Below are 23384 nucleotides of genomic sequence, written 5' to 3'. Positions count from 1 at the left end.
GCGGCGACGTCCGGATATCTTTCACTCACCGTCATTGCGATGCAGTCATCCGAGTGCGCTCTGTCCGTTGCCTCTTGCATTCGAATGCCGGCCATGGAAAAGGGGGGTTGATATGCATCATCCATTCACGCTAATCCAAGCGGCGGTCGCGGCCTGCGTCGTGCTCGCCGCTTCAGGGTGCCACGAACACAGCAAGCAGTCGCTGGCGGCGGCGAAGACCGCGGTCCAGGCTGACGAAGCGAGGGTTGCGGGCGCGGTGAGATCGAAGGAAGCGGAAGCCAAGGACGCCGCCGAGCGGCTCGATGCCTACATCGGCGACAAGTTCTCGGATGCGGAAAAGGCGCTGGTTTCCAAGCCGAAGCCGCAGCAGCCGGAGCCGGACGCGCCGACCTTCTGAGCGCGACTGCTTCGGCTCAAACGCCCAGCAGTTCTTCAAGCACAGCCGGCGAAGCCAACAGCTCCGCCGAAGCGCCGTGCCGCACGATGCGGCCTTTCTCCATCACCACGGCCTGGTCCGTGTGCGACAGCACCTTGCGCCAGTCGCGATCGACGATCAGCGTCGCGATGCCGGTGGCGCGAATGTCGCTGATCACGCGCCAGATCTCGGTCACGATCAGCGGCGCCAAGCCCTCGGTCGCTTCGTCGAGGATCATCAGGCGTGGATTCGTCATCAGCGCGCGGCCGATGGACAGCATCTGCTGCTCGCCGCCGGACAGCTGCTGGCCGCCGTGCGAGAGCCGTTCGGTCAGGCGCGGGAATGTCGCCATCACGCGGTCGAAGGTCCAGTCGCGCCGACCGTCGATGCCGGGGCGCGCGGTCATCACGAGGTTTTCGCGCACCGACAGGTTGGGGAAGATGCCCCGGCCTTCGGGCACGTAGCCGATGCCGCGGCGCGCCATCTTTTCCGGCGCCCATGCCGTGACTTCCTGGCCGTCGAGCCGCACGTGGCCGGAGGCCGGACGCACGTAGCCCATCAGCGAGCGGATGAGCGTGGTCTTGCCCATGCCGTTGCGGCCCAGAAGGCCGACCGAGGTGGCGGCAGGGATCTCGACGTCGACGCCGCGAAGGATGTGGCTGTCGCCGTAGTAGGTGTTGAGGCCTTGGACTTGAAGCATTTCAGTGGTCCTCGCCTAAGTAAGCGACCCGAACCTCGGGGTTCGTGCGGATCGATGCCGGATCGCCTGTCGCAATCACCGTGCCGTTGACCATCACCGTGATGCGGTCGGCGATGCGGAATACCGCATCCATGTCGTGCTCGACGAGAAGAATTGCGTGCGAAGTCTTGAGATTGCTCAGCAGCCCGAGCATGCGCTCCGTCTCCTCGGCGCCCATGCCGGCGAGTGGTTCGTCGAGCAGCAATACGCGCGGCTTGGTCGCGAGGCACATCGCGACTTCAAGCTGGCGCTTGGCGCCGTGGCTCAGCGTGCCTGCGATGCGGTCAGCCACGGCGTCGAGGCCGGCGGCAGCCAGCGATTCACGGGCGGCGGCGTTGCTCTCGGCGCACTGCCGCGAAGACTGCCAGATCGCCCACGGTCGCGGCGTCGCGGCCTGCGCGGCGAGGCGGCAGTTCTCCAGCACAGTGAACTCCGGGAAGATCGTCGTGCGCTGGTAGCTGCGGCCCACGCCCGCCAGCGCGCGGCGGAACTGCGCGCGCTGCGTGATGTCCTCACCATCCAGCGAAATGCGGCCATCGGATGCGCTGATCTCGCCCGAGAGCATGTTGATCAGCGTGGACTTGCCCGCGCCGTTGGTGCCGATCACCGCGTGGACTTCGCCTCGGCGCAGGTCCAGTGTGACGGCATTGACGGCTACCAGCCCGCCGAAGCGGCGCGTGAGTGTTTCGACGGCGAGCAGGGTGCTCATACAAGCCCCCGCGCTCGGCACTTCGTGTCCTCGCTGCCCCCCGAGGGGGTGCGAGCTTGCTCGGGGCGGCCCGTCGCTGCGCTCATTGCACACCTCCCGGCGACGGCGACAGTCGCGACGCGATGCCGATGATGCCCTTGGGCAGCAAGGCGACGAAGGCGATGATGGCGAGGCCCAGCGTCAATTGCCAGTGGTCCGCGAGCGGACCGACCAGCGCCTGCGTCGATAGCAGCTCCTTCAGCAGCGTGAAGGCGACGGCGCCGATCACCGCGCCTCGCAAATGGCCGAGGCCGCCCAGGATGATCATCAGCAGCACCTCGCCCGAGTTGTGCCAGGCCAGCAATTCAGGATTGACGACGCCGTCGCGCGCCGCCACCAGGAATCCCGCCAGCCCCGCCAGCGCGCCCGCGATCACGAAGGCCGCGAGCTTGTAGCCGTACACCGGAAAGCCCGCCGCGCGCATGCGCTGCTCGTTGACGCGGATGCCGGCCAGCGCCGCGCCGAAGCGCGAGCGCCGGATCAGCGCGAGGAAGCCGTAAGTGCCGACGAGCGCCGCCAGCACGAAGTAGAACTGCACGCGGCTGTTCTCCATGTCGAGCGCGCCGAGCGCAGGGCGGACGTACATGTAGATGCCATCGCTGCCGCCGCCGAGCGCCGTGTCGTGAAACACGAAGAAAGCCATCTGCGCGAAGGCCAGCGTCACCATGATGAAGTACACGCCGCGCGTGCGCAGGCTCAGCGCGCCGACGGCGAGCGCATAGGCGGCGGCCGAGCCCATCGCCAGCGGCAGCAGGAAGGCGATCGAGCCACCCTCCTTGCCCGAGCCGAGCACCGTCGCGTAAGCGCCGATGCCGTAAAAGGCCGCGTGGCCGAGGCTGACGAGACCGGTCATCCCAACGAGCAGTTCGAGGCTCAGCGCGAAGATCGAAAGGATCATCACCTTCACGATCAGGTCCGAGAGATAGGGGCTCAGCATCGGTCCGAGCACGGCCAGCGCGATGGCGCAGAGGAGCGGAACGAAATAAGAGAGGCGCTGCATGCTAGATCTTTCGTCCCATCAAACCCTCGGGGCGCCAGATGAGCACGATCGCCATCAGCACATACACGCCCATGCCGCTCAGCTCTGCGAAGAACACCTTGCCGAAGGTGTCGACGAAGCCCACCAGCAGCGACGCGACCAGTGCGCCGGTGATCGAGCCGATGCCGCCGATCACCACCACGACGAAGCAGATGATCAGGACGCTCGCGCCCATGCCCGGATAGACCGACGACATCGGCGCGGCGATCATGCCGGCCAGCGCAGCGAGTGCCACGCCGGCCGCGAAGACGATGCGATAGAGCCGGCGGATGTCGATGCCCAGCCCGCGCACCATGTCGCGGTTGCTGGCACCGGCGCGGATCATCATGCCCAGCCGCGTGCGGTTGACCACGAAGTACAGCCCGATCGCCAGTACCACGCACGCCGCCGAGGCGAAGAGCCGATACCAGGGATAGCTCATGAGATCGCCCAGCGCGAAGCTGCCGTCGAGCCATGGCGGCGCCTTCACGCCATGCACATCGTTGCCCACCAGCAGTGAGCGCAGTTCCTCGAAGACGAGGATCAGCCCGTAGGTCATCAGCACCTGCTGCAAGTGATCGCGCTGATAGAGGTAACTGAAGAAGGCCCACTCCAGCACATAGCCGAACACCGCGGCGAGCACCACGCCCGCCAGGAGCATCACGATGAATTGGTCACCGAAGAGCGGCGACAGTGCGAACGCCATGTAGGCGCCCAGCATGTAGAAGCTGCCGTGGGCGAGGTTGATGACGCCCATGATCCCGAAGATCAGCGTCAGCCCGGAAGCCACCAGAAACAGCAGCAAACCGTACTGCACGGAGTTCAGGCACTGAACAAGAAAGGTACCGAAGTCCATGCAGCGCGTCTTTCCTCAGGGCGTGTTCAGAGCTTGCAACCGCGAGCCGGGTCGGCCAGGTTTTTTACCGCGATGCTCACCAGCTTGTTCTCTTTGCCTTCGACCTTGCGCAGGTAGATGTCCTGCACCGGGTTGTGCGCCTTGTTCATCGTGAAGGTGCCGCGGGGGCTGTCGATCTTGGTCTTCTCGATGGCAGATGCGAACTCGGCCTTCTTGGAGATGTCGCCCTTCACGGCAGTGAGGCCGACGGCGAGCATCTGCGCCGCGTCATAGCCCTGCACCGCATACACGTCGGGCTGCAGCTTGAAGGACTTGGCATAGGCGGTGCGGAAGCTGGTATCGCGCGGCGTGTTCAGGCCGTCGGCATAGTGCAGGGTGGTCTGCATGCCTTGGGCGGCATCGCCTTGCGCTTCGAGCGTGCCGTCGGTCAGGAAGCCGGGGCCGACAAGCGGGATGGTCTTGTTGAGCCCAGCCGCCGCGTAGTCCTTGACGAACTTGACCGCGCCGCCGCCCGCGAAGAACGCGTACACCACGTCCGGCTTGGCTGCGGCGATCTCGGTCAGCAGGGCCTGGAACTCGACGTTCGGGAAGGGCACGGTCAGCTGCTTCTCGACCTTGCCGCCGGCCTTTTCGAAACCTTCCTTGAAGCCCGCCACGGACTCGTCGCCGGCGGCGTACTTCCAGGTGATAGTCATCGCCTTCTTCTTGCCCTGCTTGCCGGCAACTTCGCCCATCGCGTAGGCCGGCTGCCAGTTCGAGAACGAGCTGCGGAAGATGTTCTGAGCGCACATCGGGCCCGTCACGGCGTCGGCGCCGGCATTTGGAATGATCAGCACGGTGCCGCTTTCCTTGGCGGCCTTGGCCATCGCCATCGCGACGCCGGAGTGCACGGTGCCGATGATCACGTCGACGTTGTCGCGCTTGATGAGCTTGTTGACGTTGTCCGTGGCCTTGGCCGGATCGGATTCATCGTCGACCTTCACGAACTCGATCTCGCGGCCGCCGAGCTTGCCGCCTTGCTCTTCGATGCGAAGCTTGAAGCCGTTTTCGATGGCCACGCCGAGCGCCGCGTACGTGCCGCTGTACGGAAGCATCATGCCCACCTTCAGCTTGCCCTGTTGAGCATGTCCGAGCGTGGCGATACAGGCCAGCGCGAGGGCTGTCAGGGTGGTGCGTGCGATGCGGGTGCTCATGGATGACTCCTTGTTGAAATATTCAGATGGTTGTGGACCGGGCCGGTCCGATTTCCAGGGGGCATCCGCCGATGCTCGAGACGTCAATACTTTATAGGTAAACTATTTATCTCTCAATTAAGCGTTTTCCCTGGGTTTCCCCGCGTGTTCGTTCACGAAAGAAACGGTCGCAACTATCGCCGTTTCGGGTTGATCGCGATGCGGGGAATGCCCGCAGTCGGGGATCTCCACGAGCCTTGTTTGCGGCGCGTGCTCGGCAATGCCGTGAATCTGGCGGAGGGTTCCGTACTCATCGTTGATTCCCTGGATAGCAAGAACCGGGCAACGGATGCCGTCGAGTTCTGCCTCGATGTTCCATTGGCGGAAGGGCGGATGCAGCCAGATGCGGTTCCAGCCCCAGAAGGCGGAGTCCACGTCGTCGTGGTAGCGGCCCAGCTTCTTCGGCAGGTCGGTTTCCAGGTAGGCCTGTCGGGCCAGTTCGATGTTGGCGACCGTCACGTCTTCGACCAGGATGTGCGGTGCCAGCACGACCAGGCCGGCCACTCGATCAGGAAAGCGCGCAGCGTACAGGAGCGAGATCGAGCCGCCGTCGCTATGCCCGAAAAGCCAAGGGCTTTCCTGGAGGCCGATGGCGTCGAAGAAGGCCGGCAGCACCTCGTGCGCCTGCCGGTGCATGAAGTCGACGTCCCATACTTCTTCGGGATCGCGCGGCGTCGATCGGCCGTAGCCGGGGCGCGAGAACACCAGCCCGCGAAAACCACCGGCCTCGCACAGGCGTTCGGGGAAGTCCTTCCACATCGAGATGGAGCCGAGGCCTTCGTGCAGGAAGACGAGCAGTGGCGCATCGGCGCGTTCCGGTGCGATGCGCACATATTCGATGCGCACGTCTTTTCCCCGCCAGCGGATGGCGGCGAATTCGGAGCCGGCGGTCACGCCTGCTGCTCCCGCTCGCGGAGGCGGAACCGCTGGATTTTTCCGGTCGCGGTCTTCGGCAGTTCGTCGACGAACTCGACGAAGCGCGGGTATTTGTACGGCGCGAGACGTTCCTTGACGAAGGCCTTCAGTTCGTCCTCCGATACCGATTGGCCGTCCTTGCACACGACATAAGCCTTGGTCTTGGTCAGCCCGTCGGCATCCTGCTTGCCGATCACCGCGGCTTCGAGCACGGCGGGATGGAGCATCAGCGTCGCCTCGACCTCGAAAGGCGAGACGTAGATGCCGCTGACCTTCAGCATGTCGTCACTGCGCCCTGCGTAGGTGTAGTAGCCGTCGGCGTCGCGCGAATACTTGTCGCCGCTCTTGGTCCAGCCGTCGCGGAAGGTGTCGGCGCTCTTCTCGGGGTTGCCCCAGTACATGACCGCAGTGCTCGGGCCCTTGATATAGAGGTCACCGACCTCGCCGACGGGCACGGGCTTGCCGTCCTCGCCGCGCAGTTCGATCGCGTAGCCTTCAACCGGCTTGCCGGTCGTGCCGTAGCGGATATCGCCGGGGCGGTTCGAGATGAAGATGTGCAGCATCTCGGTCGAACCGATGCCGTCGACGATCTCGCAGCCGAAGTGCTGCTTGAAGCGCTGCGCGATCTCGCCCGGGAGTGCTTCGCCGGCAGAGGAGCACATGCGCAGCGCGACAGCTTCGCGTGCCGGCAAGCGAGGCGAGGCCAGCATGCCGGCGAACCCGGTGGGAGCGCCGAAGAAGACGGTGGGTTTGTGGGCACCGGTCCAACGCTTGAAGGTCGCGTCGGGCGTCGGCCGTTCGGCCATCAGCAGCACGGTGGCGCCGACCGACAGCGGGAAAGTCAGCGCGTTGCCGAGCCCGTAGGCGAAATACATCTTCGCGGCCGAGAAGCAGACGTCGTCCTCCGTGAGGCCCAGTACCGGCTTGCCGTAAAGCTCCGCCGTCCACCACGGATTGGCGTGCGTGTGCACCGTGCCCTTGGGTTTGCCGGTCGAGCCGGAGGAGTAGAGCCAGAAGGCATGGTCGCGCGGTGACGTGGCGGCAGGCGCGGCCAGCGGTTCGCGCGCTGCGATGGCGGAATCGAGGTTGTGCGCGCCGGCTGGTAACGGCCCGTCGGGTTGCGATACGAACAGCGTGCGGACTTCGCTCGGCCCCTTCGCCATGGCTTCCTGCAGCACCGGCAACAAGGCACCGGACACGAGCGCCGCCGTCGCGCCGCTGTGGGCGAGCATGTAGGCGTAGTCGTCGGCGGTGAGCAGGGTGTTGACCGCGACCGGCACGACGCCGGCGTAGAGACATCCGAGGAAGCTCACCGGCCAGTCGCTGCTGTCGAGCATCAGCAGCAGAACCCGGTCTTCGCGGTGAACGCCCTCGGCAGGCAGCGCGGCGGCGAGGCGACGGGCGCGGTCTTCGAGTTGGCCGTAACCGAGCGCGCCGCGATCGTCGACGTAGGCGGTCTTCTTGGCCCGCCCGCGGTTGAGTGCGAACAGGTGCTCGGCGAAGTTGAATGTATCGGGCAGGCTCATCGTTTGTCTCCTCGGATTCCTCTCGTTCGGGATGCCGGCCGGGGCTACTGAAGCCCGAGCTGCGCCAGCACGCCGGGGCTGGCCTGCACCGCGCTGCGCCGGTGATAGAAGTCCAGCGCGCGCAGGCCGCCAAGCTCGGCGCCGCCGCCCGCGCGGCCGGGACCGCCGTGCAGCGACATCGGCATCACGTTGCCGTGGCCGGTCTGCGCCTGCGCGACTTCAGGCGTGATGACATGGACACGGCCGTGGCTTGCAGCCAGCTGGACGGCCGCCTGGCCGAGCGCGGCGTCGTCCGCGCCATAGAGCGAGGTCACGAGCGAGCCCTGGCCGCGGTGCGCGAGCGCAACGGCGTGATCGAGATCGCGATAGGGCAGCAGCGTGGCGACCGGGCCGAAGACCTCCACGTCATGCACGCGGTCGGCCGCATCGGCGTCGCGCGCGCCCAGCAGCACCGGGCCGATGCAGGCCGCAACGGCAGGGTCGGCGTCGACCAGCGCCTTCTGGCTGCCGTCGTGCAGCACGCTGGCCTGCGTCTTGAGTGCCTCCAGACCCTCACGCACGGCGTCGAGCTGCGCGCGGCTGACCAGCGAACCCATGCGCACGGTCTCGTTGCGCGGGTTGCCGACCGTGATCCCGGCGAGCTTGGCGCCGATCGCCTCGGCGGCGGCGTCGTAGAGGGATGCCGGTACCAGGATGCGCCGGATCGCCGTGCATTTCTGGCCCGACTTCACCGTCATTTCGCGGACCACTTCGCGCACGAGCAGGTTGAAGGCCTCGGAGCCCGGCGCCGCATCCGGCAGCAGCAGGGCGGAATTCAGGCTGTCGGCCTCGATGTTGACGCGCACCGAGCGCTGCGCGACGGCGGGATGCGATCGAATCACCGCCCCCGTCTCGGCCGATCCGGTAAAGGAGACCACGTCGAAGCTTTCGAGCTGGTCCATCAGCCCGGCCGAGCTGCCGCAGATCACCGACAGCGCGCCAGCAGGCAGCACGCCGGCTTCGACCACGTCGCGCACCATGCGCTGCGTCAGCCAGGCGGTCGAAGTCGCGGGCTTCACGATCACCGGCACCCCGGAGAGCAGGGCGGGCGCGGCCTTCTCCCAAAGGCCCCATGACGGGAAGTTGAACGCGTTGATAAATAGCGCGATGCCGTGCGTCGGTACTTGCAGATGCTGCGACTGGAAAGCCGGCTCCTTGCCGAGCTTCACGGCATCGCCGTCACGCAGCGCGCGCACGTCGCCAAGCGCGTCGCCCCACTTGGCGTACTGGCCCAGCGTGAAGATGGCGCCGTCGATGTCGACTGCCGAATCGTTCTTCACCGTGCCTGAGTTCGCGGTGGCGATCTCGTCATAGCTGTCGCGGTTGGCTTGCAACACCTTCACGATGGCGGCCAGAAGGCCGGCGCGCTGACGGTAGGTCAGTGCGCGGAGCGCCGCACCACCTGTTTCACGTGCAAAGCGGAAGGCATCGGCCAAGTCGAGCCCGGTGGCGTCGACGCGCGCCAGTTCGGTCCCGAGCACCGGGTCGAACAGCGGCGTGCCGGCGCGGCTTCCGGCCTGCCATTTGCCGGCGACATAGTTAGCGAGAAGTTCTGTCATTTGGTGAACTGGATTTGCCCCTCGGGCAGGAGATAGAGGACCAGCGCGCGGCCTTGCGCAACGGTGGGGCGATGGGCGCTGCCCGCCGGATAGACGCACCAGCCAGCCGGACGGCCGTCGAAAGTCGCGTCGCCCTCCAGCGGCATGATCAAATCGATCTCGCCATTCGGATGCGAGTGATGCGGCCCGGCGATGTCTTGCATGTCGACCACGTCGACCGAGAAGCGGCTGAGCGCATCCTCGGCCTTGAAAACCCGCCCGTAGCGGATGCCGCCGCCTTCGCGGTCGCACAGGTAGCCCTCGGCGGCGCCGTCGATGCAGGCCTGCTTCAGGCTTTCGTAAGTGGGGCTGCCGGCCCCGTGATGGGTGTTGAGCCAGAGGTCGAGGTCCGCGTCGAGAGGGCGGCCGGCGATCTGTGTCGCCACGTCGGCGACGAGCTGGTGAAAGGCTTGCTTGGACATGGGCGTTTCTTTGTGCGTGGGGAACAAACTTGCGGCAATCGCTTGCGTGCAGTATCTTGCCTGTACACGAACCATAAGCACCAGGTCACAAGGTGTCAAGCAATATAGTGCATGAATGGGTGATAACCCTGAGCGCAGCCATCAAGGACAGTGAAAGAAAGTCATGAACGAGCGAGCTGACGACGCGGTGCTGACCGCGCCTCCCGATGCAACTCCGCAGGGCGAGGACGCCAAGAACCCGCTGCTGGTCGCCTTGGGCGAACGGGTGCGCAACCTGCGCGCACGCCGGGGGCTGACGCGCAAGGCCGTGGCGCAGGCGGCCAATGTGTCCGAGCGTCACCTGGCCAACCTGGAATACGGGATCGGCAACGCCTCCATCCTGGTGCTGCAGCAGGTGTCGACCGCCCTTCAGTGCTCGCTGGCCGAGCTGGTGGGCGACGTGACCACCACGTCGCCTGAGTGGCTGCTGATCCGCGAGCTTCTCGAACACCGCAGCGAGGCGGACCTGCGTCGCGCCCGTGTCGCGCTGGGTGAACTGCTCGGCACCGCCGCGGGTGATCCGGCCCGGCACCGCCGGATCGCGCTCGTCGGCCTGCGCGGCGCCGGCAAATCCACGCTGGGGCAGATGCTCGCCGACGACCTCGATGTCCCGTTCATCGAACTGAGCCGCGAGATCGAGAAGTTCGCCGGCTGCAGCGTGCGCGAAATCCATGATCTCTACGGCACCAATGCCTATCGCCGCTACGAGCGCCGCGCCCTGGAAGAAGCCGTCCAGATCTACAGCGAAGTGGTGATTGCCACGCCCGGCGGCATCGTTTCGGATCCGGCCACCTTCAACCAGCTTTTGGCCCACTGCACCACCGTCTGGCTGCAGGCCGCGCCCGAAGAGCACATGGGCCGCGTCGCCGCACAAGGCGACACCCGCCCGATGGCCGCCAGCAAGGAAGCCATGGACGACTTGCGGCGCATCCTGAGCGGCCGTGCGGCTTTCTATTCAAAGGCCGACCTGAGCGTGGACACGAGCGGGCACGACTTGGCAGAGAGTTTCAGCTTGCTGCGCGACACCGTGCGCGAATCCATGAGCCGCGAAGGCTGAGTCCACCATCCGCCTTGCTGTAAAAAATTCATTCCAGGGTTGACTCGCATCAGAACATGCAGCATGATGCATGTCATGGCGATAGGCAAATGCACTATTGTTCCTAGATGCCCTCGAAACCCCCAAGGAGACCGTCATGGCTGAAACCGCTGCTCACCCCGCCCGCGTGGACTACCGCACCGACCCCACGCAGTACCGTCACTGGAAACTGAGCGTCGAGGGTTCCGTGGCCCGCTTGTCGCTCGACATCGCGGAAGACGGCGGCATCCGCCCCGGCTACAAGCTCAAGCTGAACAGCTACGACCTGGGCGTGGACATCGAACTCCATGACGCGCTGAACCGCGTACGTTTCGAGCACCCCGAAGTCCGTTCGGTCATCGTCACCAGCGCCAAGGACCGGATCTTCTGTTCGGGCGCCAACATCTTCATGCTGGGCGTGTCGAGCCATGCCTGGAAGGTGAACTTCTGCAAGTTCACCAATGAGACCCGCAACGGCATCGAGGACTCGTCGAAGCACTCCGGCCTCAAGTTCATCGCCGCCGTGAACGGCGCCTGCGCCGGCGGCGGCTACGAGCTGGCACTGGCCTGCGACGAGATCATCCTGGTCGACGACCGCTCTTCGTCCGTCTCGCTGCCCGAAGTGCCGCTGCTCGGCGTGCTGCCCGGCACCGGCGGCCTGACCCGCGTGACCGACAAGCGCCACGTGCGTCATGACCTCGCCGACATCTTCTGCACCAGCGTCGAAGGCGTGCGCGGCCAGCGTGCTGTCGAATGGCGTCTCGTCGACGCGATCGCCAAGCCCGCACAGTTCGGCGCCGCGGTGCAGGATCGCGCCGCCAAGCTCGCCGAAGCCAGCGACCGCCCGGCCAACGGCAAGGGCGTGAGCCTCACCCGCGTCGAGCGCGAAGATGGCCCCGACAGCCTGCGCTACGAGCACGTCACCATCGAGATCGACCGCGCCCGCCGCACCGCCACCTTCACGGTCAAGGCACCGAAGGGTGCGCAACCCAGCGACATCGCCGGCATCGAAGCCGCCGGCGTCAACTGGTGGCCGCTCGCGATGGCCCGCCAGCTCGACGACGCCATCCTCTGCATGCGCACCAACGAACTCGACATCGGCACCTGGCTGCTGAAGACCGAGGGCGACGCCCAGGCCGTGCTCGCCAGCGACGCCACGATGCTGGCCCACAAGGACCATTGGCTGGTGCGCGAAACCATCGGCGCGCTGCGCCGCACGCTGGCACGTCTCGACGTGTCGTCGCGCAGCCTTTTCGCGCTGATCGAGTCGGGCTCCTGCTTCGCCGGCACGCTGGCCGAGATCGCCTTCGCCGCCGACCGTGCCTACATGCTCGCGCTGCCCGACGATGCCGAGAAGGCTCCGAAGATCACGCTCAACGAATTCAACTTCGGCTTCTTCCCGCTGGTCAACGACCAGAGCCGACTGCAGCGCCGCTTCTACGAGGAGACCGCGCCGATGGAAGCCGCTCGTGCTGCTGCCGGCAAGCCGCTCGACGCCGACGCGGCCATGGCGCTCGGCCTCGTCACGATGGCGCCGGACGACATCGACTGGGACGACGAAATCCGTATCGCCATTGAAGAGCGCGTGGCCATGTCGCCCGACGCGCTCACCGGCCTCGAAGCCAACCTGCGCTTCGCGAGCCAGGAGAACATGTTCACCCGCATCTTCGGCCGGCTCACCGCCTGGCAGAACTGGATCTTCCAGCGTCCCAACGCCGTAGGCGAAAAGGGCGCATTGAAGGTCTATGGCACCGGCGAGAAGGCCGGCTTCGATTTGAACCGCGTCTGATGACACAGCGCACCCAGAGCCCGATCAACCCCAAGGAACAACGATGAGCACGATCAACTACAGCGAGAAGATCCCGAACAACGTCAACCTGAGCGAAGACCGTACGCTGCAGCGCGCGCTCGAAGGCTGGCAGCCGAACTTCATCAACTGGTGGGACGACGTCGGCCCGGATGGCTCGACCAATTACGAGGTCTACCTGCGCACGGCCGTGAGCGTCGACCCGCAAGGCTGGGCCCAGTTCGGCCACGTCAAGATGCGCGACTACCGCTGGGGCATCTTCCTGAACCCGGGCGATGCGAACCGCGAGATCCATTTCGGCGACAACAAGGGCGAGAAGGCCTGGCAGGACGTGCCCGGCGAACACCGCGCCAACCTGCGCCGCATCATCGTCACGCAAGGCGACACCGAGCCCGCATCGGTCGAACAGCAGCGCCACCTGGGCCTCACCGCGCCCAGCATGTACGACCTGCGCAACCTGTTCCAGATCAACGTCGAAGAGGGCCGCCACCTGTGGGCCATGGTCTACCTGCTGCACAAGCACTTCGGCCGTGACGGCCGCGAAGAAGCCGAGGCGCTGCTGCAGCGCCAGTCCGGCGACCAGGACAACCCGCGCATCCTCGGCGCCTTCAACGAGAAGACGCCCGACTGGCTCGCGTTCTTCATGTTCACGTACTTCACCGACCGCGACGGCAAGTTCCAGCTGTCGGCGCTGGCCGAGAGCGCCTTCGACCCGCTGGCGCGCACGACGAAGTTCATGCTGACCGAAGAAGCGCACCACATGTTCGTGGGTGAAAGCGGCGTGTCGCGCGTGCTGCAACGCACCGCGCAGGTCATGAACGAGCTGAAGACCGACGACCCGCAGAAGGTGCGCGCGGCAGGTGCCATCGATCTCGGCACCATCCAGCGTTACCTGAACTTCCACTACAGCGTCACCATCGACCTCTTCGGCGCCGACCAGTCGAGCAACGCCGCCACCTTCTACAGCTCCGGCCTCAAGGGCCGCTACGAAGAAGGCAAGCGCACCGACGACCACGTGCTCAAGGGCCAGACCTACAAGGTGCTCGAAGTCGTGAACGGCCAGCTCGTCGAGAAAGACGTGCCGATGCTCAACGCGCTCAACGAAGTGCTGCGCGACGACTTCATCAAGGACTCCGTGGCCGGCGTCGGCCGCTGGAACAAGGTGCTTGAGAAGGCCGGCATCCCGACCCGTCTCACCGTGCCGCACAAGGCCTTCAATCGCCAGATCGGCGCGCTTGCCGGCATCAAGATGTCACCCGAAGGCCGCGTGGTGAACGAAGCCGAATGGAACGCCAAGAAGGGCGAATGGCTGCCGACGCCCGAAGACTTCGCTTTCGTGGCATCGTTGATGGGCCGCGTGGTCGACCCTGGCAAGTTCGCCGGTTGGATTGCCCCTCCCGTGATGGGCATCAACCGCCAACCCGTCGACTTCGAATACGTCAGGTTCGGCTGAAAGCGCACGCGTCGGGGGAGAGCAAGGAGACATCATGGACATGGCCGAAGTCAACGTCATCAAGCAGCACCTGATCGACCCTGAGATCTGCATTCGGTGCAACACCTGCGAGGCGACTTGCCCGGTCAACGCCATCACGCACGACGATCGCAACTACGTGGTGCGCGCCGATGTGTGCAATGGCTGCATGGCGTGCATCTCGCCGTGCCCGACCGGGTCGATCGACAACTGGCGCACCATGCCCCTGGCCCGCGCCTACTCGATCGAAGAGCAGTTGACCTGGGACGAACTGCCCGCCGAACTCTCGCCCGAACAGCTGGAAGCCGAAGGCGTCGCGTCGCCCGGCGAGGTGCAGATGCAGGTGCCGACCGCTTCGCCGCAGCCGCCTGCCGCGCCGGGCGAAGTGGCCTTCAACTCCGCGCAGTACGGCGCGACCGTGCCGCCGTGGTCGGCCGCGCATGCGTACACCAACCTCTTCCCGCCAAAGAGCCCGACCACCGCGACCGTTGTCGGCAATTTCAACTGCACCGAAGCCGGCTACGAGAACCAGACGCACCACATCGTGCTGGACTTCGGCACCATGCCCTTCCCGGTACTCGAAGGCCAGTCGATCGCGATCATCCCGCCTAGTCTCGATGCCAACGGCAAGCCACACTTCGCGCGCCAGTACTCCATCGCAAGCCCGCGCAACGGCGAGCGGCCCGGCTACAACAACGTCTCGCTGACCGTGAAGCGCGTGCTGCAGGATCACCAGGGCAACCCGGTGCGCGGCGTGTGCAGCAACTACGTGTGCGACCTCAAGGTCGGCGACAAGGTGCAAGTCATCGGGCCGTTCGGCAACTCTTTCCTGATGCCGAACCACCCGAAGTCGCACATCGTGATGATCTGCACCGGCACCGGCAGCGCGCCCATGCGCGCCATGACCGAATGGCGCCGCCGCCTGCGCAAGAGCGGCAAGTTCGAAGGCGGCAAGCTGATGCTGTTCTTCGGCGCGCGCACGCAGCAGGAGTTGCCGTACTTCGGACCGCTGCAGACGCTGCCCAAGGATTTCATCGACATCAACTTCGCGTTCTCGCGCACACAGGGCCAGCCCAAGCGCTACGTGCAGGACATGATGCGCGAGCGCGCGGCGGATCTCGTCGAGCTGCTCAAGGACGGGCAAAGCCACTTCTACGTGTGCGGCCTGAAAAGCATGGAGGAGGGCGTGGTGCTCGCACTGCGCGACGTGGCGACCGAAGCGGGCCTGGATTGGGACACCGTGGGCGCGAGCCTCAAGCGCGAGGGTCGACTGCACCTCGAAACGTACTGACGATGAAGTTCGCCGAGTTCCACGAAGGGCAGGTCATCGAGGCCGGGCCCTATCTCGTGACCGAGGCAGAGATCGTCCAGTTCGCGCGGGCCTATGACCCGCAGTGGTTTCACACCGATGCGAAGCGGTCGGCCGAGGGGCCGTTCGGCGGACTCATCGCGAGCGGCTGGCACACCAGCGCGATTGCGATGCGGCTTGTGACCGATGCCGCGCTCGTGGGGTCCGAGTCCTTCGCATCGCCCGGTCTTCAATATCTCAAGTGGCCAAACCCGGTGCGGCCCGGCGACAGCCTGCGGCTGATCGCGGATGTGGTCGAGGTGCGCGTTTCCGAAAAGCGGCCAACGCTCGGCATCCTGCGCTGGCGCTGGCGCTTGTTCAATCAGCGCGAACTGCCGGTGCTTGACCTGGAAGCGACAAGCCTGTTTCGCCTCGCATAGGGGATGGCGGTGAAGGCCGCGAAGTGCGCGAGAATGCTCCGCGCCGCATTCTTCGGATACGTCACAGAATGTCAGCGTGTCCACCGGCGTTGCCGGTAGAGCGTTTCATGCATCACCACAGGGCCATCGCCCCTTGTTCGGAGAATTCCCCTTGAGATTCCATGGCATCGCGTTCGTCAAATGGGCCTTGTCGGCCACCGTGGCGGTCGCTGCCCTTTCGGTTGCCGCTACTGCCAGTGCCGACGTGTCGATCGGCGTCGATGTGGGCGGGCCGACTTACTATCAGCCTCAGCCGGCGCCCGCCTATGTGGTCCCGGCGGAGCCGGCCTACGTGGCTCCGCCGCCGGTCTACTATCAACCCGCGCCACCGGTCTACTACCAGCGGCCGCCACCCGTCTACTATCCGGCGCCGGGGTACTACGCCCCGCCGCCGCCGGTCTACAGGCCTGCGCCCGGCTACGGATATGGTCACGGATATGCACCCGCACCCGCCGAGCGAAGGTTGAGCGACATGCAGCGGCGCGCGCTGGACAACTGCGCTTTGCTGGCGCCGCAAGAACGCCCCAGGTGTCGCGCGACGGTGATGTCGACCACCCGTTACTGACGTCTGACGTTCGCCGCGACAGCGTTGCGTAGATCAAGGGCGATCAGCCGGGCTTGACTGCAACCACCAGCACCGCCGGCATCGGGACCTCATAGCCGCCCGCCTTCCTGAAAGGCTCCAGCGCCGTCAGGATGGCCTCGTCGATCGCGTCCAGCGATTCAGCGCTTTGCCGCCGGAGCGTGCCACGCGTGCGCACCGTGCCGGCCTTGATCGTGCGCAGGATCTGCTCGCCCGTCGAAGGGCGCCACGTCTGCGGCACGCGGGTCACCACGCAATCCTTGAATCCCGCCGGTGCCAACGCCTTCTCGCAGGCCGAGGCATCGGCAAAGAAAAACATGTTGGGGCCGGCTGGCAAGCCCACGTCGAGCGAACCGTGCGTGCCGATCGCGCCGAGCACCGCGCCGAAGAGCTGGGTCTCGCCTGGTACGTCCCACACGGTGAATGCCAGGCGGCCGCCCTGCTTCAACACGCGAAAGGCCTCTGCAAAGAAGCGCTCGGGATCCGGAAAGTGGAGGACGCCGTAGTTGGCGACGACCGCGTCGAACGCGTCGGTCGCGAAAGGCAGGTTGCCGGCATCGCCTTCGACAAAGGTCGCGGCGGGATGGCGCTGCATGGCCATGCGCACCTGTTCGGCAGAGAAGTCGATGCCCGTCACCGTCGCGTGCCGCGCCAGCGCCGCACCGGCCACGTAGCCCGCACCCGATGCGACATCCAGCACGAGGCTGTCTTGTTTCACGTGTGCGCCGTCGAGCAGGGCGCCGATGGACTGGGTCGTGAGGCTCGACATCAGGTCGTCGTAGCTGGCGCACACGGTGGGGTCCGCCCAGCCGGCATGTTCGAAATCGCGGAACGATTCAGACATCTGTTTCCTCCTGCAAAGGGCGTGCGTGGAAGCCAAAAATGGTGCGCTGGACGGAAAGCGGTGTCAATGAACGAGCAGGGCCCTGCATCAGACATTTGGCTTACTGAAACTTTGCACAAGGTCGGTATGCTTTTGTGCCTTGAAGAAGAACAAACCTTCCGACAACCGGGCATCGAGATTCGGCGCGCGATCGTTTCGCGCGGCGTCCCTTCGACCATTCGTCGCTGCAGGCATCCTTGCCGCCACTTCGATCGCCGGCGCCCAGGAAGTGTCCCTGCTTGCCGGTCCTCTCGTCAGCGCGGGCGAGCATTCGTATTCCTGGGAAGGGAGCTACCGCGAGGGCCTCGGGCGCTATGCCGCCTGGAGCTTTTCGTGGCTCAACGAAGGCCACATTCCGTCTCACCATCGAGACGGTCAGGCGCTGCAGCTATGGGCGCGCCTGCCGCTGGCGGAGAACCGCCTCGAACTGTCGGCCGGTGCAGGCCCCTACCGCTATTTCGACACGGTCACCAGCCAGTACCTCCCGAGCTATGACAACGCCCATGGATGGGGCGCGGTCCTGAGCCTGCGACTTGCCTACTATTTCGACAACCGCTGGATCGGGGAGATGAAGCTCAACCGCGTGAAAACCAACGGCGGTCCGGACACGACCGCGCTGCTGTTCGGTATTGGCTATCAACTGGAGGCCCCGGACGGGCCGGGTCCGCGCGAGCGCCCCATCCCAAGAACGTCGAATGTCACCGGCGACGAATTGACCCTGATGGTCGGCGCGTCGATCCTGAACAGCGACCGGTCGGAGTCCTCGCCCGCCGCATCCCTGGAATATCGGCACGGGCTCGGCCGGTACTTCGACGTGAGCGCGTCCTTGCTGCATGAAGACGGCGAGGTCCAGTCCCGCCGCGACGGCGTCGCAGTCCAGCTCTGGGTCGCCAACGCCTTCTTCGACGACCGCTTCACCTTGTCCGCTGGCGTGGGCCCGTATGTCGCCATCACCCAAAAGAACCGGTCGCCCATCGATTCCACCGGCGACGGCCGTGTTTCAGGGCTCGTCTCCGTGTCGGCCAGCTACAGGATCAGCCGGAAGTGGCTGGCGCGCGTGACCTGGAATCGCTTTGCGACCCGGTACGACCGCGATGCCGACCTGATTCAGGCGGGGATCGGCGTTCAGTTCTAGCCGCTTCGGCGCCGCAGACTACAGGTAAGCCGCCACGCCTGCTGCCGCAGCCGCCTTGGGTGGCTGCGGCTTCGGCTCGCACCCGGCGAGCACAGTGATTGCGGCGCAGACGAAAACAAGCGTGAGGATTCGGTGTTTCATGTCGTCTCCTTCAAGCTTGGATTGTGGCCCCGCGGCCCGCGCGTGGATGTCAGCGCCCGGCTTACAAGCGTCCCGCTCAGGGTTCCTTGCCGGGCTTCAGCGGATAGCCGGCTTCGCGCCAGGCTTTCATGCCACCGTCGAGCGCGACGGCGCGCTGGAATCCCATCGCGCGAAGCGTGGCTGCCGCGAGCGTCGAGATGTAGCCCAACTCGCAGCACGTGATGATGCGGCGCGTGGGGTCCGGCAGATCCTGGTTCACGCGCAGTTCGAGTTGGCCGCGCGGCAGCAGTCGCGCGCCGGGGACGTGGCCGCCCTCGTAGGCATCGCGCTCGCGCACGTCGAGCACGATCAGGTCGTCCTCGACCGCCTCGACGCGTGACTTGAGCTCGCCCAGCGACATGAAGGGCACGGCCGCGCTGGCCTCGGCCAACAGGCTCGCCACCGTCTTGCCGCCGCTCATGTTCGTGCGCAGCGCTTCGGTGATGTGCGTGGGCATCGTGAGGTTGAGGCTGCGCATCATCTCCACGAACTCGGCACGATCGCGCTTCTGCAGCCGCGGGTTGTTGGCGATCTCGTCGCCGATGGTGGAGTGGCTGCGGCCCTTGTAGTCGTGCGCCGGGTAGACCTTGAGCGCGGGGTCGAGGTGCAGCAGGCGGTTGAAGAGGCTGTCATGCAGCGCCTCGGGGTTGCCGCTCGGCAGATCGGTACGCCCGGTGCCGCCGATCAGCAGTGTGTCGCCGGTGAAGACCCGGTCGTCGAGCTTCAGGCACATCGAGTCGGCCGTGTGGCCCGGCGTGTGGAGCGCCTGCAGCCGCAGCTTCCCGATGACGACCATCTCGCCGTCGCCGATGCGCATGTCCACGAAGGGCGCAGGGCTGGCGCGGTGCATCACGACGGGCACGCCCAACCGCCGCGCCAGTTCCTTGGTGGCGGAAAAGTGGTCGGCGTGCGTGTGCGTATCGATCAGATAGCGGATCCGCACGCCGTCGCGGCTGGCCAGCGCGAGGTAGTGGTCGATCTGGCTCAGCTCCGGATCGATGAGCGCCCCCACGCAGGTGTCGCCGCAGCCGATCAGGTAGGACTGGCAGCCGCCGGTGGGGACTTGCTCGAAGATCATGCGGGGACCGCCGCGCGGATCAGCCCGGCTGCTTGACCACGCGCAGGTAGGGCTTCGGTGCCTTCCAGCCTTCCGGGAAGAGCTTCTTGGCGTCTTCGTCGGAAACGGACCCGGAGATGATCACATCCTCGCCGTTCTTCCAGTTGACCGGCGTCGCGACCTTGTGTGCGGCGGTGAGCTGCATCGAGTCGAGCACTCGCAGGATCTCGTCGAAGTTGCGGCCGGTGGTCATCGGGTAGGTCAGCATCAGCTTGATGCGCTTGTCGGGGCCGATGATGAAGACCGAGCGCACCGTCGCGTTGGTGGCCGCGGTGCGGCCTTCGGAGGTGCCGGGCTCCTCGGCGGGCAGCATGTTGTAGAGCTTGGCCACGGCGAGGTCGGTGTCGCCGATCATCGGGTACTTGGGCAGGTAGCCCTGGGTCTCCTCGATGTCCTTGGCCCAGCGATCGTGCGCATCGACCGGATCGATGCTCAGGCCGATCAGCTTGGCGTTGCGCTTGGTGAATTCGGGCTCGATCTTCGCCATATAGCCAAGTTCGGTGGTGCACACGGGCGTGAAGTCCTTCGGGTGCGAGAACAGGACCGCCCACTTGTCGCCGATCCAGTCGTGGAACTTGATCGGGCCCTGGGTGGTGTTCGCCGTGAAATCGGGTGTGACGTCGTTGATGCGCAGTGACATGTCCGCTCCTTCAAAAATCGGTGGTTCTGGATCACCCAAAAGTACACCACGAACCGGTGACACAGACAAGGCATCCAACCCTGCGCCCCCTGCGCCCCGTTCCCCGGCAGGGTCGACGCGAGCCTCTGTGCTTACCCGCATTGAAGGACCGGGGCAGGGCGCGATAGGCTCGACGGGTGAACCCGACGACACCCGCACCCTTCATTCCCCAGATCCGCCTCTACCAGGACTGGCTGCGCGACCAGCGCGGACTTTCATTCGAGTCCTACGACGCGCTGTGGCGCTGGTCGGTCACCGACCTTCCGGCGTTCTGGCAGAGCATCTGGGACTTCTTCGGCATGCACTCGCCGACGCCCGCGAGCAGCGTGGTCACCGATACGCACATGCCCGGCACACGCTGGTTCCCTGGTGCACAGGTGAACTACACGCGCGAAGTGTTTCGCCACGTCGACGCGGCGCACGCCGCCGGCATGCCGGCGATCATCAGCGACAACGAACTCGGCCAAGTGCGAGAGATGTCCTGGCCGGAATTGCGCCGGCAGGTCGCCGCCTTCGCGTTGGCGCTGCGCGAACTCGGCGTCGAGTGCGGCGACCGCGTGGCGGCCTATATGCCCAACGTGCCCGAGACGCTCGTCGCATTTCTCGCGTGCTCGAGCATCGGCGCCGTGTGGAGCGTCTGCGCGCCGGACATGGGCATGGTCGCGGTGGTCGACCGGTTCCGGCAGATCGAGCCGAAGGTGTTGATCGCCGTCGACGGCATCCACTACGGCGGCAAGCCGCTGGACCGCAGTGCCGTGGTGCAGGAATTGCGCGCCGCGCTGCCGAGCGTGCGCAAGCTGGTGCTGGTGCGCACGCCTTTCGCGGCGACGCAGATTCCGGCCGAAGCCGAATGGACCCGCGCGACGGCACGCGACGATGCCGCGACCGCCGCCTTCGAGCCCGAATGGCTGCCCTTCGACCATCCGGTGTGGATCGTCTATTCGAGCGGCACCACCGGCCTGCCGAAGCCCATCGTGCACGGCCAGGGCGGAATCATCGTCAACATGTACGCCTGCGGCCTGCACCACGACCTGGGGCCGAGCTACGGCGCCAACAACCACGGCGAGCGCTACCACTGGTACAGCTCGACCGGCTGGGTGATGTGGAACTCGCAACTCTCCGGGCTCGCTTTCGGCGCGACCATCTGCATCTACGACGGCAATCCGGCGGGCAGCCGGGAGAAGATCGACTGGGGCGTGCTGTGGCGCTTCGTCGCGCGGCACAAGGTGACCTTCTTCGGGGCAGGCGCGGCGTACTTCACCAACTGCATGAAGGCCGGCTTGGTCGCGAAGCAATGCGGCGATCTCTCGCGCGTGCGCGCGCTCGGCAGCACCGGCTCGCCGCTGCCCGAAGAGGTGCAACGCTGGGGCACGGCGCAAGTGCTTGCGGCAGGTTCGCCGGCCGTGTGGTGGTACAACATTTCGGGCGGCACCGATTTCTGCGGCGCTTTCGTTGGCGGCAACCGCGAACTGCCGGAAGTACCGGGCCAGATGCAATGCCGCTTCCTCGGTGCTGCAGTCGAAGCGTGGAACGGATCGGGCCAACCGGTGATCGGCGAAGTCGGCGAACTGGTGTGCATCCAGCCGATTCCATCGATGCCGCTGTACTTCTGGGGCGACGAAGGCAACTCGCGCTACCTGTCGAGCTACTTCGACACCTACCCCGGCGTCTGGCGCCACGGCGACTGGATCAGGATCGGCGAAGACGGCGGCTGCATCATCTACGGCCGCAGCGACGCCACCATCAATCGCCAGGGCCTGCGCATGGGCACCAGCGAGATCTACACCGCGGTCGAAGGCCTGCCCGAGGTGCTCGACTCGATGGTGGTCGACCTCGAATACCTCGGCCGGGAAAGCTACATGCCGCTGTTCGTCGTGCTGCGCGAAGGCGTCGCGCTCGACGACGCGATGCGCGCGAAGATCAACGACGCCATCAAGACGTCGCTGTCGCCGCGCTTCGTGCCCAACGACATCTTTCAGGTCGCGGAGATTCCGCGCACGCTGTCCGGCAAGAAGCAGGAGCTGCCGATCAAGAAATTGCTGCTGGGCCAGCCTGTCGAGCGCGTCGTGAACCGGGAGGCGATGGCCAATCCCGGCAGCCTCGACTGGTATGTGGCATTCGCTGCGCGCCATGCGCAGGCGCGCAATGCCGCGGCATGAAAAAGCGCACGGCTCTCAACATCGCCCGGCGTTCAGCGCTCCTCCAGGCTGCATTGGCCCTCTGTGCAGGTGCGAACGCGCAACCATCGAGCACAAAACCGATCCGCCTCGTGGTGCCCTTCGGCGCAGGCGGCGTCGCCGACCTGACCGCGCGCACCGTCGCGCAGAAGATGTCGGAGTCCATGGGGCAAAGCATCATCGTGGACAACAAGCCCGGAGCAGGGGGCGTGGTCGCTTCCGACACCGTGGCCAAGGCGCCGGCGGACGGCCTCACCGTGCTGCTGATGTCCAACGCCAATGCCGTCAGCGTAGGGCTGTTCAAGCAACTGCCCTTCGACACCGTCAGGGATTTCGCGCCGGTCTCGACGCTCGGCTACTTCGACGTCGCCCTGGTGACATCCGCGGACTCGAAGTTCAAGACGATGCAGGAACTGCTGGCCTATGCGAAGGCGCACCCGGGCACCGTCAACATCGGCACGATCAACGTCGGCAGCACGCAGCACCTGGCGGCCGAACTGCTCAAGCGCAGCACCGGCATCGATGCGCTGGTGGTTCCCTTCAATGGTTCACCGGCCATGATCACGGCGCTACGCGGAGGGCAGATCGACGCAGGTGTAGAGATCCTCGCGCCCATCCTCGGTCAGATCAGCGGGAAGTCGCTGCGTCCGATCGCGGTCATGGGCGCGAAGCGCTCGTTCGCGCTGCCCGATACGCCGACCGTCGCGGAGAGCGGCGTGCCCAATTTCAATGTCGCCTCGTGGAACGCATTCGCGGTGCCAGCCAAGACGCCACCGGCCGTCATTGCAAGGCTCAACAAGGAAGTCAATGCGGCACTGGCCACGCCGGAGGTCAAGGAGCGCCTGCGCCAGATCGGCGTCGAAGCGCAGGGCAGCACGCCGCGGCAACAGGCGGATTTGCTCAGGGACGAGATTCAGCGTTGGTCCGAGGTGATCCGCCAAGCGGGCATTCCGCAGCAGTAGC

At 65.8% G+C, this 23384-nt stretch carries 23 protein-coding genes; 10 read left to right on the top strand and 13 right to left on the bottom strand.

Annotated features, from left to right (window positions below; all coding sequences use genetic code 11):
• Nucleotides 1–112 precede the first annotated feature (112 nt).
• A complete protein-coding gene (locus tag AC1DHL_RS19530; RefSeq protein ID WP_478103240.1) occupies nucleotides 113–397 on the top strand; it encodes a hypothetical protein in 285 nt (94 codons plus the stop codon).
• Between the two features lie 16 nt (nucleotides 398–413).
• On the opposite strand, the gene AC1DHL_RS19525 is transcribed toward AC1DHL_RS19530, so the two are convergent.
• From AC1DHL_RS19525 to AC1DHL_RS19485, 9 genes are all read right to left on the bottom strand, one after another.
• Nucleotides 414–1115, bottom strand: coding sequence for an ABC transporter ATP-binding protein (locus AC1DHL_RS19525; protein WP_478103239.1), 702 nt, complete (start codon nucleotides 1113–1115; stop codon nucleotides 414–416).
• A gap of 1 nt (nucleotide 1116) precedes the next feature.
• Nucleotides 1117–1863: an ABC transporter ATP-binding protein gene (locus AC1DHL_RS19520; RefSeq protein WP_478163050.1), complete on the bottom strand. Its 747-nt coding sequence runs from the start codon at nucleotides 1861–1863 to the stop codon at nucleotides 1117–1119.
• Nucleotides 1864–1945: 82 nt separating this feature from the next.
• The gene (locus AC1DHL_RS19515; protein WP_478163049.1) at nucleotides 1946–2902 is read right to left on the bottom strand and encodes a branched-chain amino acid ABC transporter permease; all 957 of its coding nucleotides are present in this window, start codon (nucleotides 2900–2902) and stop codon (nucleotides 1946–1948) included.
• Nucleotide 2903: 1 nt separating this feature from the next.
• Nucleotides 2904–3776, bottom strand: coding sequence for a branched-chain amino acid ABC transporter permease (locus AC1DHL_RS19510; protein WP_478103235.1), 873 nt, complete (start codon nucleotides 3774–3776; stop codon nucleotides 2904–2906).
• A gap of 26 nt (nucleotides 3777–3802) precedes the next feature.
• Nucleotides 3803–4969, bottom strand: coding sequence for an ABC transporter substrate-binding protein (locus AC1DHL_RS19505; RefSeq protein WP_478163048.1), 1167 nt, complete (start codon nucleotides 4967–4969; stop codon nucleotides 3803–3805).
• 117 nt (nucleotides 4970–5086) lie between these two features.
• Nucleotides 5087–5902 (bottom strand): alpha/beta fold hydrolase, encoded by an 816-nt coding sequence (locus AC1DHL_RS19500; protein ID WP_478163047.1) that lies wholly within the window; start codon nucleotides 5900–5902, stop codon nucleotides 5087–5089.
• Nucleotides 5899–7449 carry a benzoate-CoA ligase family protein gene (locus AC1DHL_RS19495; protein ID WP_478163046.1) on the bottom strand — a complete coding sequence of 517 codons (1551 nt, stop codon included), beginning with the start codon at nucleotides 7447–7449 and terminating at the stop codon, nucleotides 5899–5901. The genes AC1DHL_RS19500 and AC1DHL_RS19495 overlap by 4 nt, the downstream gene beginning before the upstream one ends.
• Nucleotides 7450–7493: 44 nt before the next feature.
• Nucleotides 7494–9047: a 3,4-dehydroadipyl-CoA semialdehyde dehydrogenase gene (locus AC1DHL_RS19490; protein WP_478163045.1), complete on the bottom strand. Its 1554-nt coding sequence runs from the start codon at nucleotides 9045–9047 to the stop codon at nucleotides 7494–7496.
• The gene (locus tag AC1DHL_RS19485; RefSeq protein ID WP_478163044.1) at nucleotides 9044–9508 is read right to left on the bottom strand and encodes a 4-hydroxylaminobenzoate lyase; all 465 of its coding nucleotides are present in this window, start codon (nucleotides 9506–9508) and stop codon (nucleotides 9044–9046) included. The genes AC1DHL_RS19490 and AC1DHL_RS19485 overlap by 4 nt, the downstream gene beginning before the upstream one ends.
• A 163-nt stretch (nucleotides 9509–9671) precedes the next feature.
• On the opposite strand from AC1DHL_RS19485, the gene AC1DHL_RS19480 reads away from it, so the two are divergent.
• The 6 genes from AC1DHL_RS19480 (at nucleotide 9672) to AC1DHL_RS19455 (ending at nucleotide 16232) form a co-directional block, all read left to right on the top strand.
• Nucleotides 9672–10604, top strand: a complete 933-nt coding sequence (locus tag AC1DHL_RS19480) for a helix-turn-helix transcriptional regulator (RefSeq protein ID WP_478163043.1) — start codon at nucleotides 9672–9674, stop codon at nucleotides 10602–10604.
• Nucleotides 10605–10740: 136 nt separating this feature from the next.
• Nucleotides 10741–12411 carry a 2,3-epoxybenzoyl-CoA dihydrolase gene (gene boxC / locus AC1DHL_RS19475; RefSeq protein WP_478163042.1) on the top strand — a complete coding sequence of 557 codons (1671 nt, stop codon included), beginning with the start codon at nucleotides 10741–10743 and terminating at the stop codon, nucleotides 12409–12411.
• 43 nt (nucleotides 12412–12454) lie between these two features.
• The gene (boxB, locus tag AC1DHL_RS19470) at nucleotides 12455–13882 is read left to right on the top strand and encodes a benzoyl-CoA 2,3-epoxidase subunit BoxB (protein ID WP_478103224.1); all 1428 of its coding nucleotides are present in this window, start codon (nucleotides 12455–12457) and stop codon (nucleotides 13880–13882) included.
• A 34-nt stretch (nucleotides 13883–13916) separates the two neighbouring features.
• On the top strand, nucleotides 13917–15191 hold the full coding sequence (gene boxA, locus AC1DHL_RS19465; protein WP_478163041.1) for a benzoyl-CoA 2,3-epoxidase subunit BoxA: 1275 nt from the start codon (nucleotides 13917–13919) through the stop codon (nucleotides 15189–15191).
• Nucleotides 15192–15193: 2 nt separating this feature from the next.
• Nucleotides 15194–15628 carry a MaoC family dehydratase gene (locus AC1DHL_RS19460; protein WP_478163040.1) on the top strand — a complete coding sequence of 145 codons (435 nt, stop codon included), beginning with the start codon at nucleotides 15194–15196 and terminating at the stop codon, nucleotides 15626–15628.
• Nucleotides 15629–15779: 151 nt separating this feature from the next.
• On the top strand, nucleotides 15780–16232 hold the full coding sequence (locus tag AC1DHL_RS19455; RefSeq protein ID WP_478103221.1) for a hypothetical protein: 453 nt from the start codon (nucleotides 15780–15782) through the stop codon (nucleotides 16230–16232).
• A gap of 43 nt (nucleotides 16233–16275) precedes the next feature.
• Here the strand turns inward: AC1DHL_RS19455 and AC1DHL_RS19450 are convergent, their stop codons facing one another.
• Complete coding sequence (locus AC1DHL_RS19450; protein ID WP_478163039.1) at nucleotides 16276–17094, bottom strand: class I SAM-dependent methyltransferase; 819 nt, start codon at nucleotides 17092–17094, stop codon at nucleotides 16276–16278.
• Nucleotides 17095–17326: 232 nt separating this feature from the next.
• On the opposite strand from AC1DHL_RS19450, the gene AC1DHL_RS19445 reads away from it, so the two are divergent.
• The gene (locus AC1DHL_RS19445) at nucleotides 17327–18268 is read left to right on the top strand and encodes a hypothetical protein (RefSeq protein ID WP_478103370.1); all 942 of its coding nucleotides are present in this window, start codon (nucleotides 17327–17329) and stop codon (nucleotides 18266–18268) included.
• An 18-nt stretch (nucleotides 18269–18286) separates the two neighbouring features.
• On the opposite strand, the gene AC1DHL_RS19440 is transcribed toward AC1DHL_RS19445, so the two are convergent.
• The 3 genes from AC1DHL_RS19440 to AC1DHL_RS19430 all read right to left on the bottom strand — a co-directional run bounded on the left by AC1DHL_RS19440 (nucleotide 18287) and on the right by AC1DHL_RS19430 (nucleotide 20205).
• Nucleotides 18287–18409 carry a hypothetical protein gene (locus tag AC1DHL_RS19440; protein WP_478103218.1) on the bottom strand — a complete coding sequence of 41 codons (123 nt, stop codon included), beginning with the start codon at nucleotides 18407–18409 and terminating at the stop codon, nucleotides 18287–18289.
• 76 nt (nucleotides 18410–18485) lie between these two features.
• Complete coding sequence (locus AC1DHL_RS19435) at nucleotides 18486–19526, bottom strand: MBL fold metallo-hydrolase (protein WP_478163038.1); 1041 nt, start codon at nucleotides 19524–19526, stop codon at nucleotides 18486–18488.
• Nucleotides 19527–19545: 19 nt separating this feature from the next.
• A complete protein-coding gene (locus AC1DHL_RS19430; RefSeq protein WP_478103215.1) occupies nucleotides 19546–20205 on the bottom strand; it encodes a peroxiredoxin in 660 nt (219 codons plus the stop codon).
• Between the two features lie 176 nt (nucleotides 20206–20381).
• On the opposite strand from AC1DHL_RS19430, the gene AC1DHL_RS19425 reads away from it, so the two are divergent.
• Nucleotides 20382–22403 carry an acetoacetate--CoA ligase gene (locus AC1DHL_RS19425; protein ID WP_478163037.1) on the top strand — a complete coding sequence of 674 codons (2022 nt, stop codon included), beginning with the start codon at nucleotides 20382–20384 and terminating at the stop codon, nucleotides 22401–22403.
• Nucleotides 22400–23383 (top strand): tripartite tricarboxylate transporter substrate binding protein, encoded by a 984-nt coding sequence (locus tag AC1DHL_RS19420; RefSeq protein ID WP_478163036.1) that lies wholly within the window; start codon nucleotides 22400–22402, stop codon nucleotides 23381–23383. Before AC1DHL_RS19425 ends, AC1DHL_RS19420 begins: the two co-directional genes overlap by 4 nt.
• The last annotated feature ends 1 nt before the right edge of the window (nucleotide 23384 follow it).

It is taken from the genome of Variovorax sp. 10L426, assembly GCF_056395305.1.
This window is presented reverse-complemented; position numbering and strand designations above follow the sequence as displayed.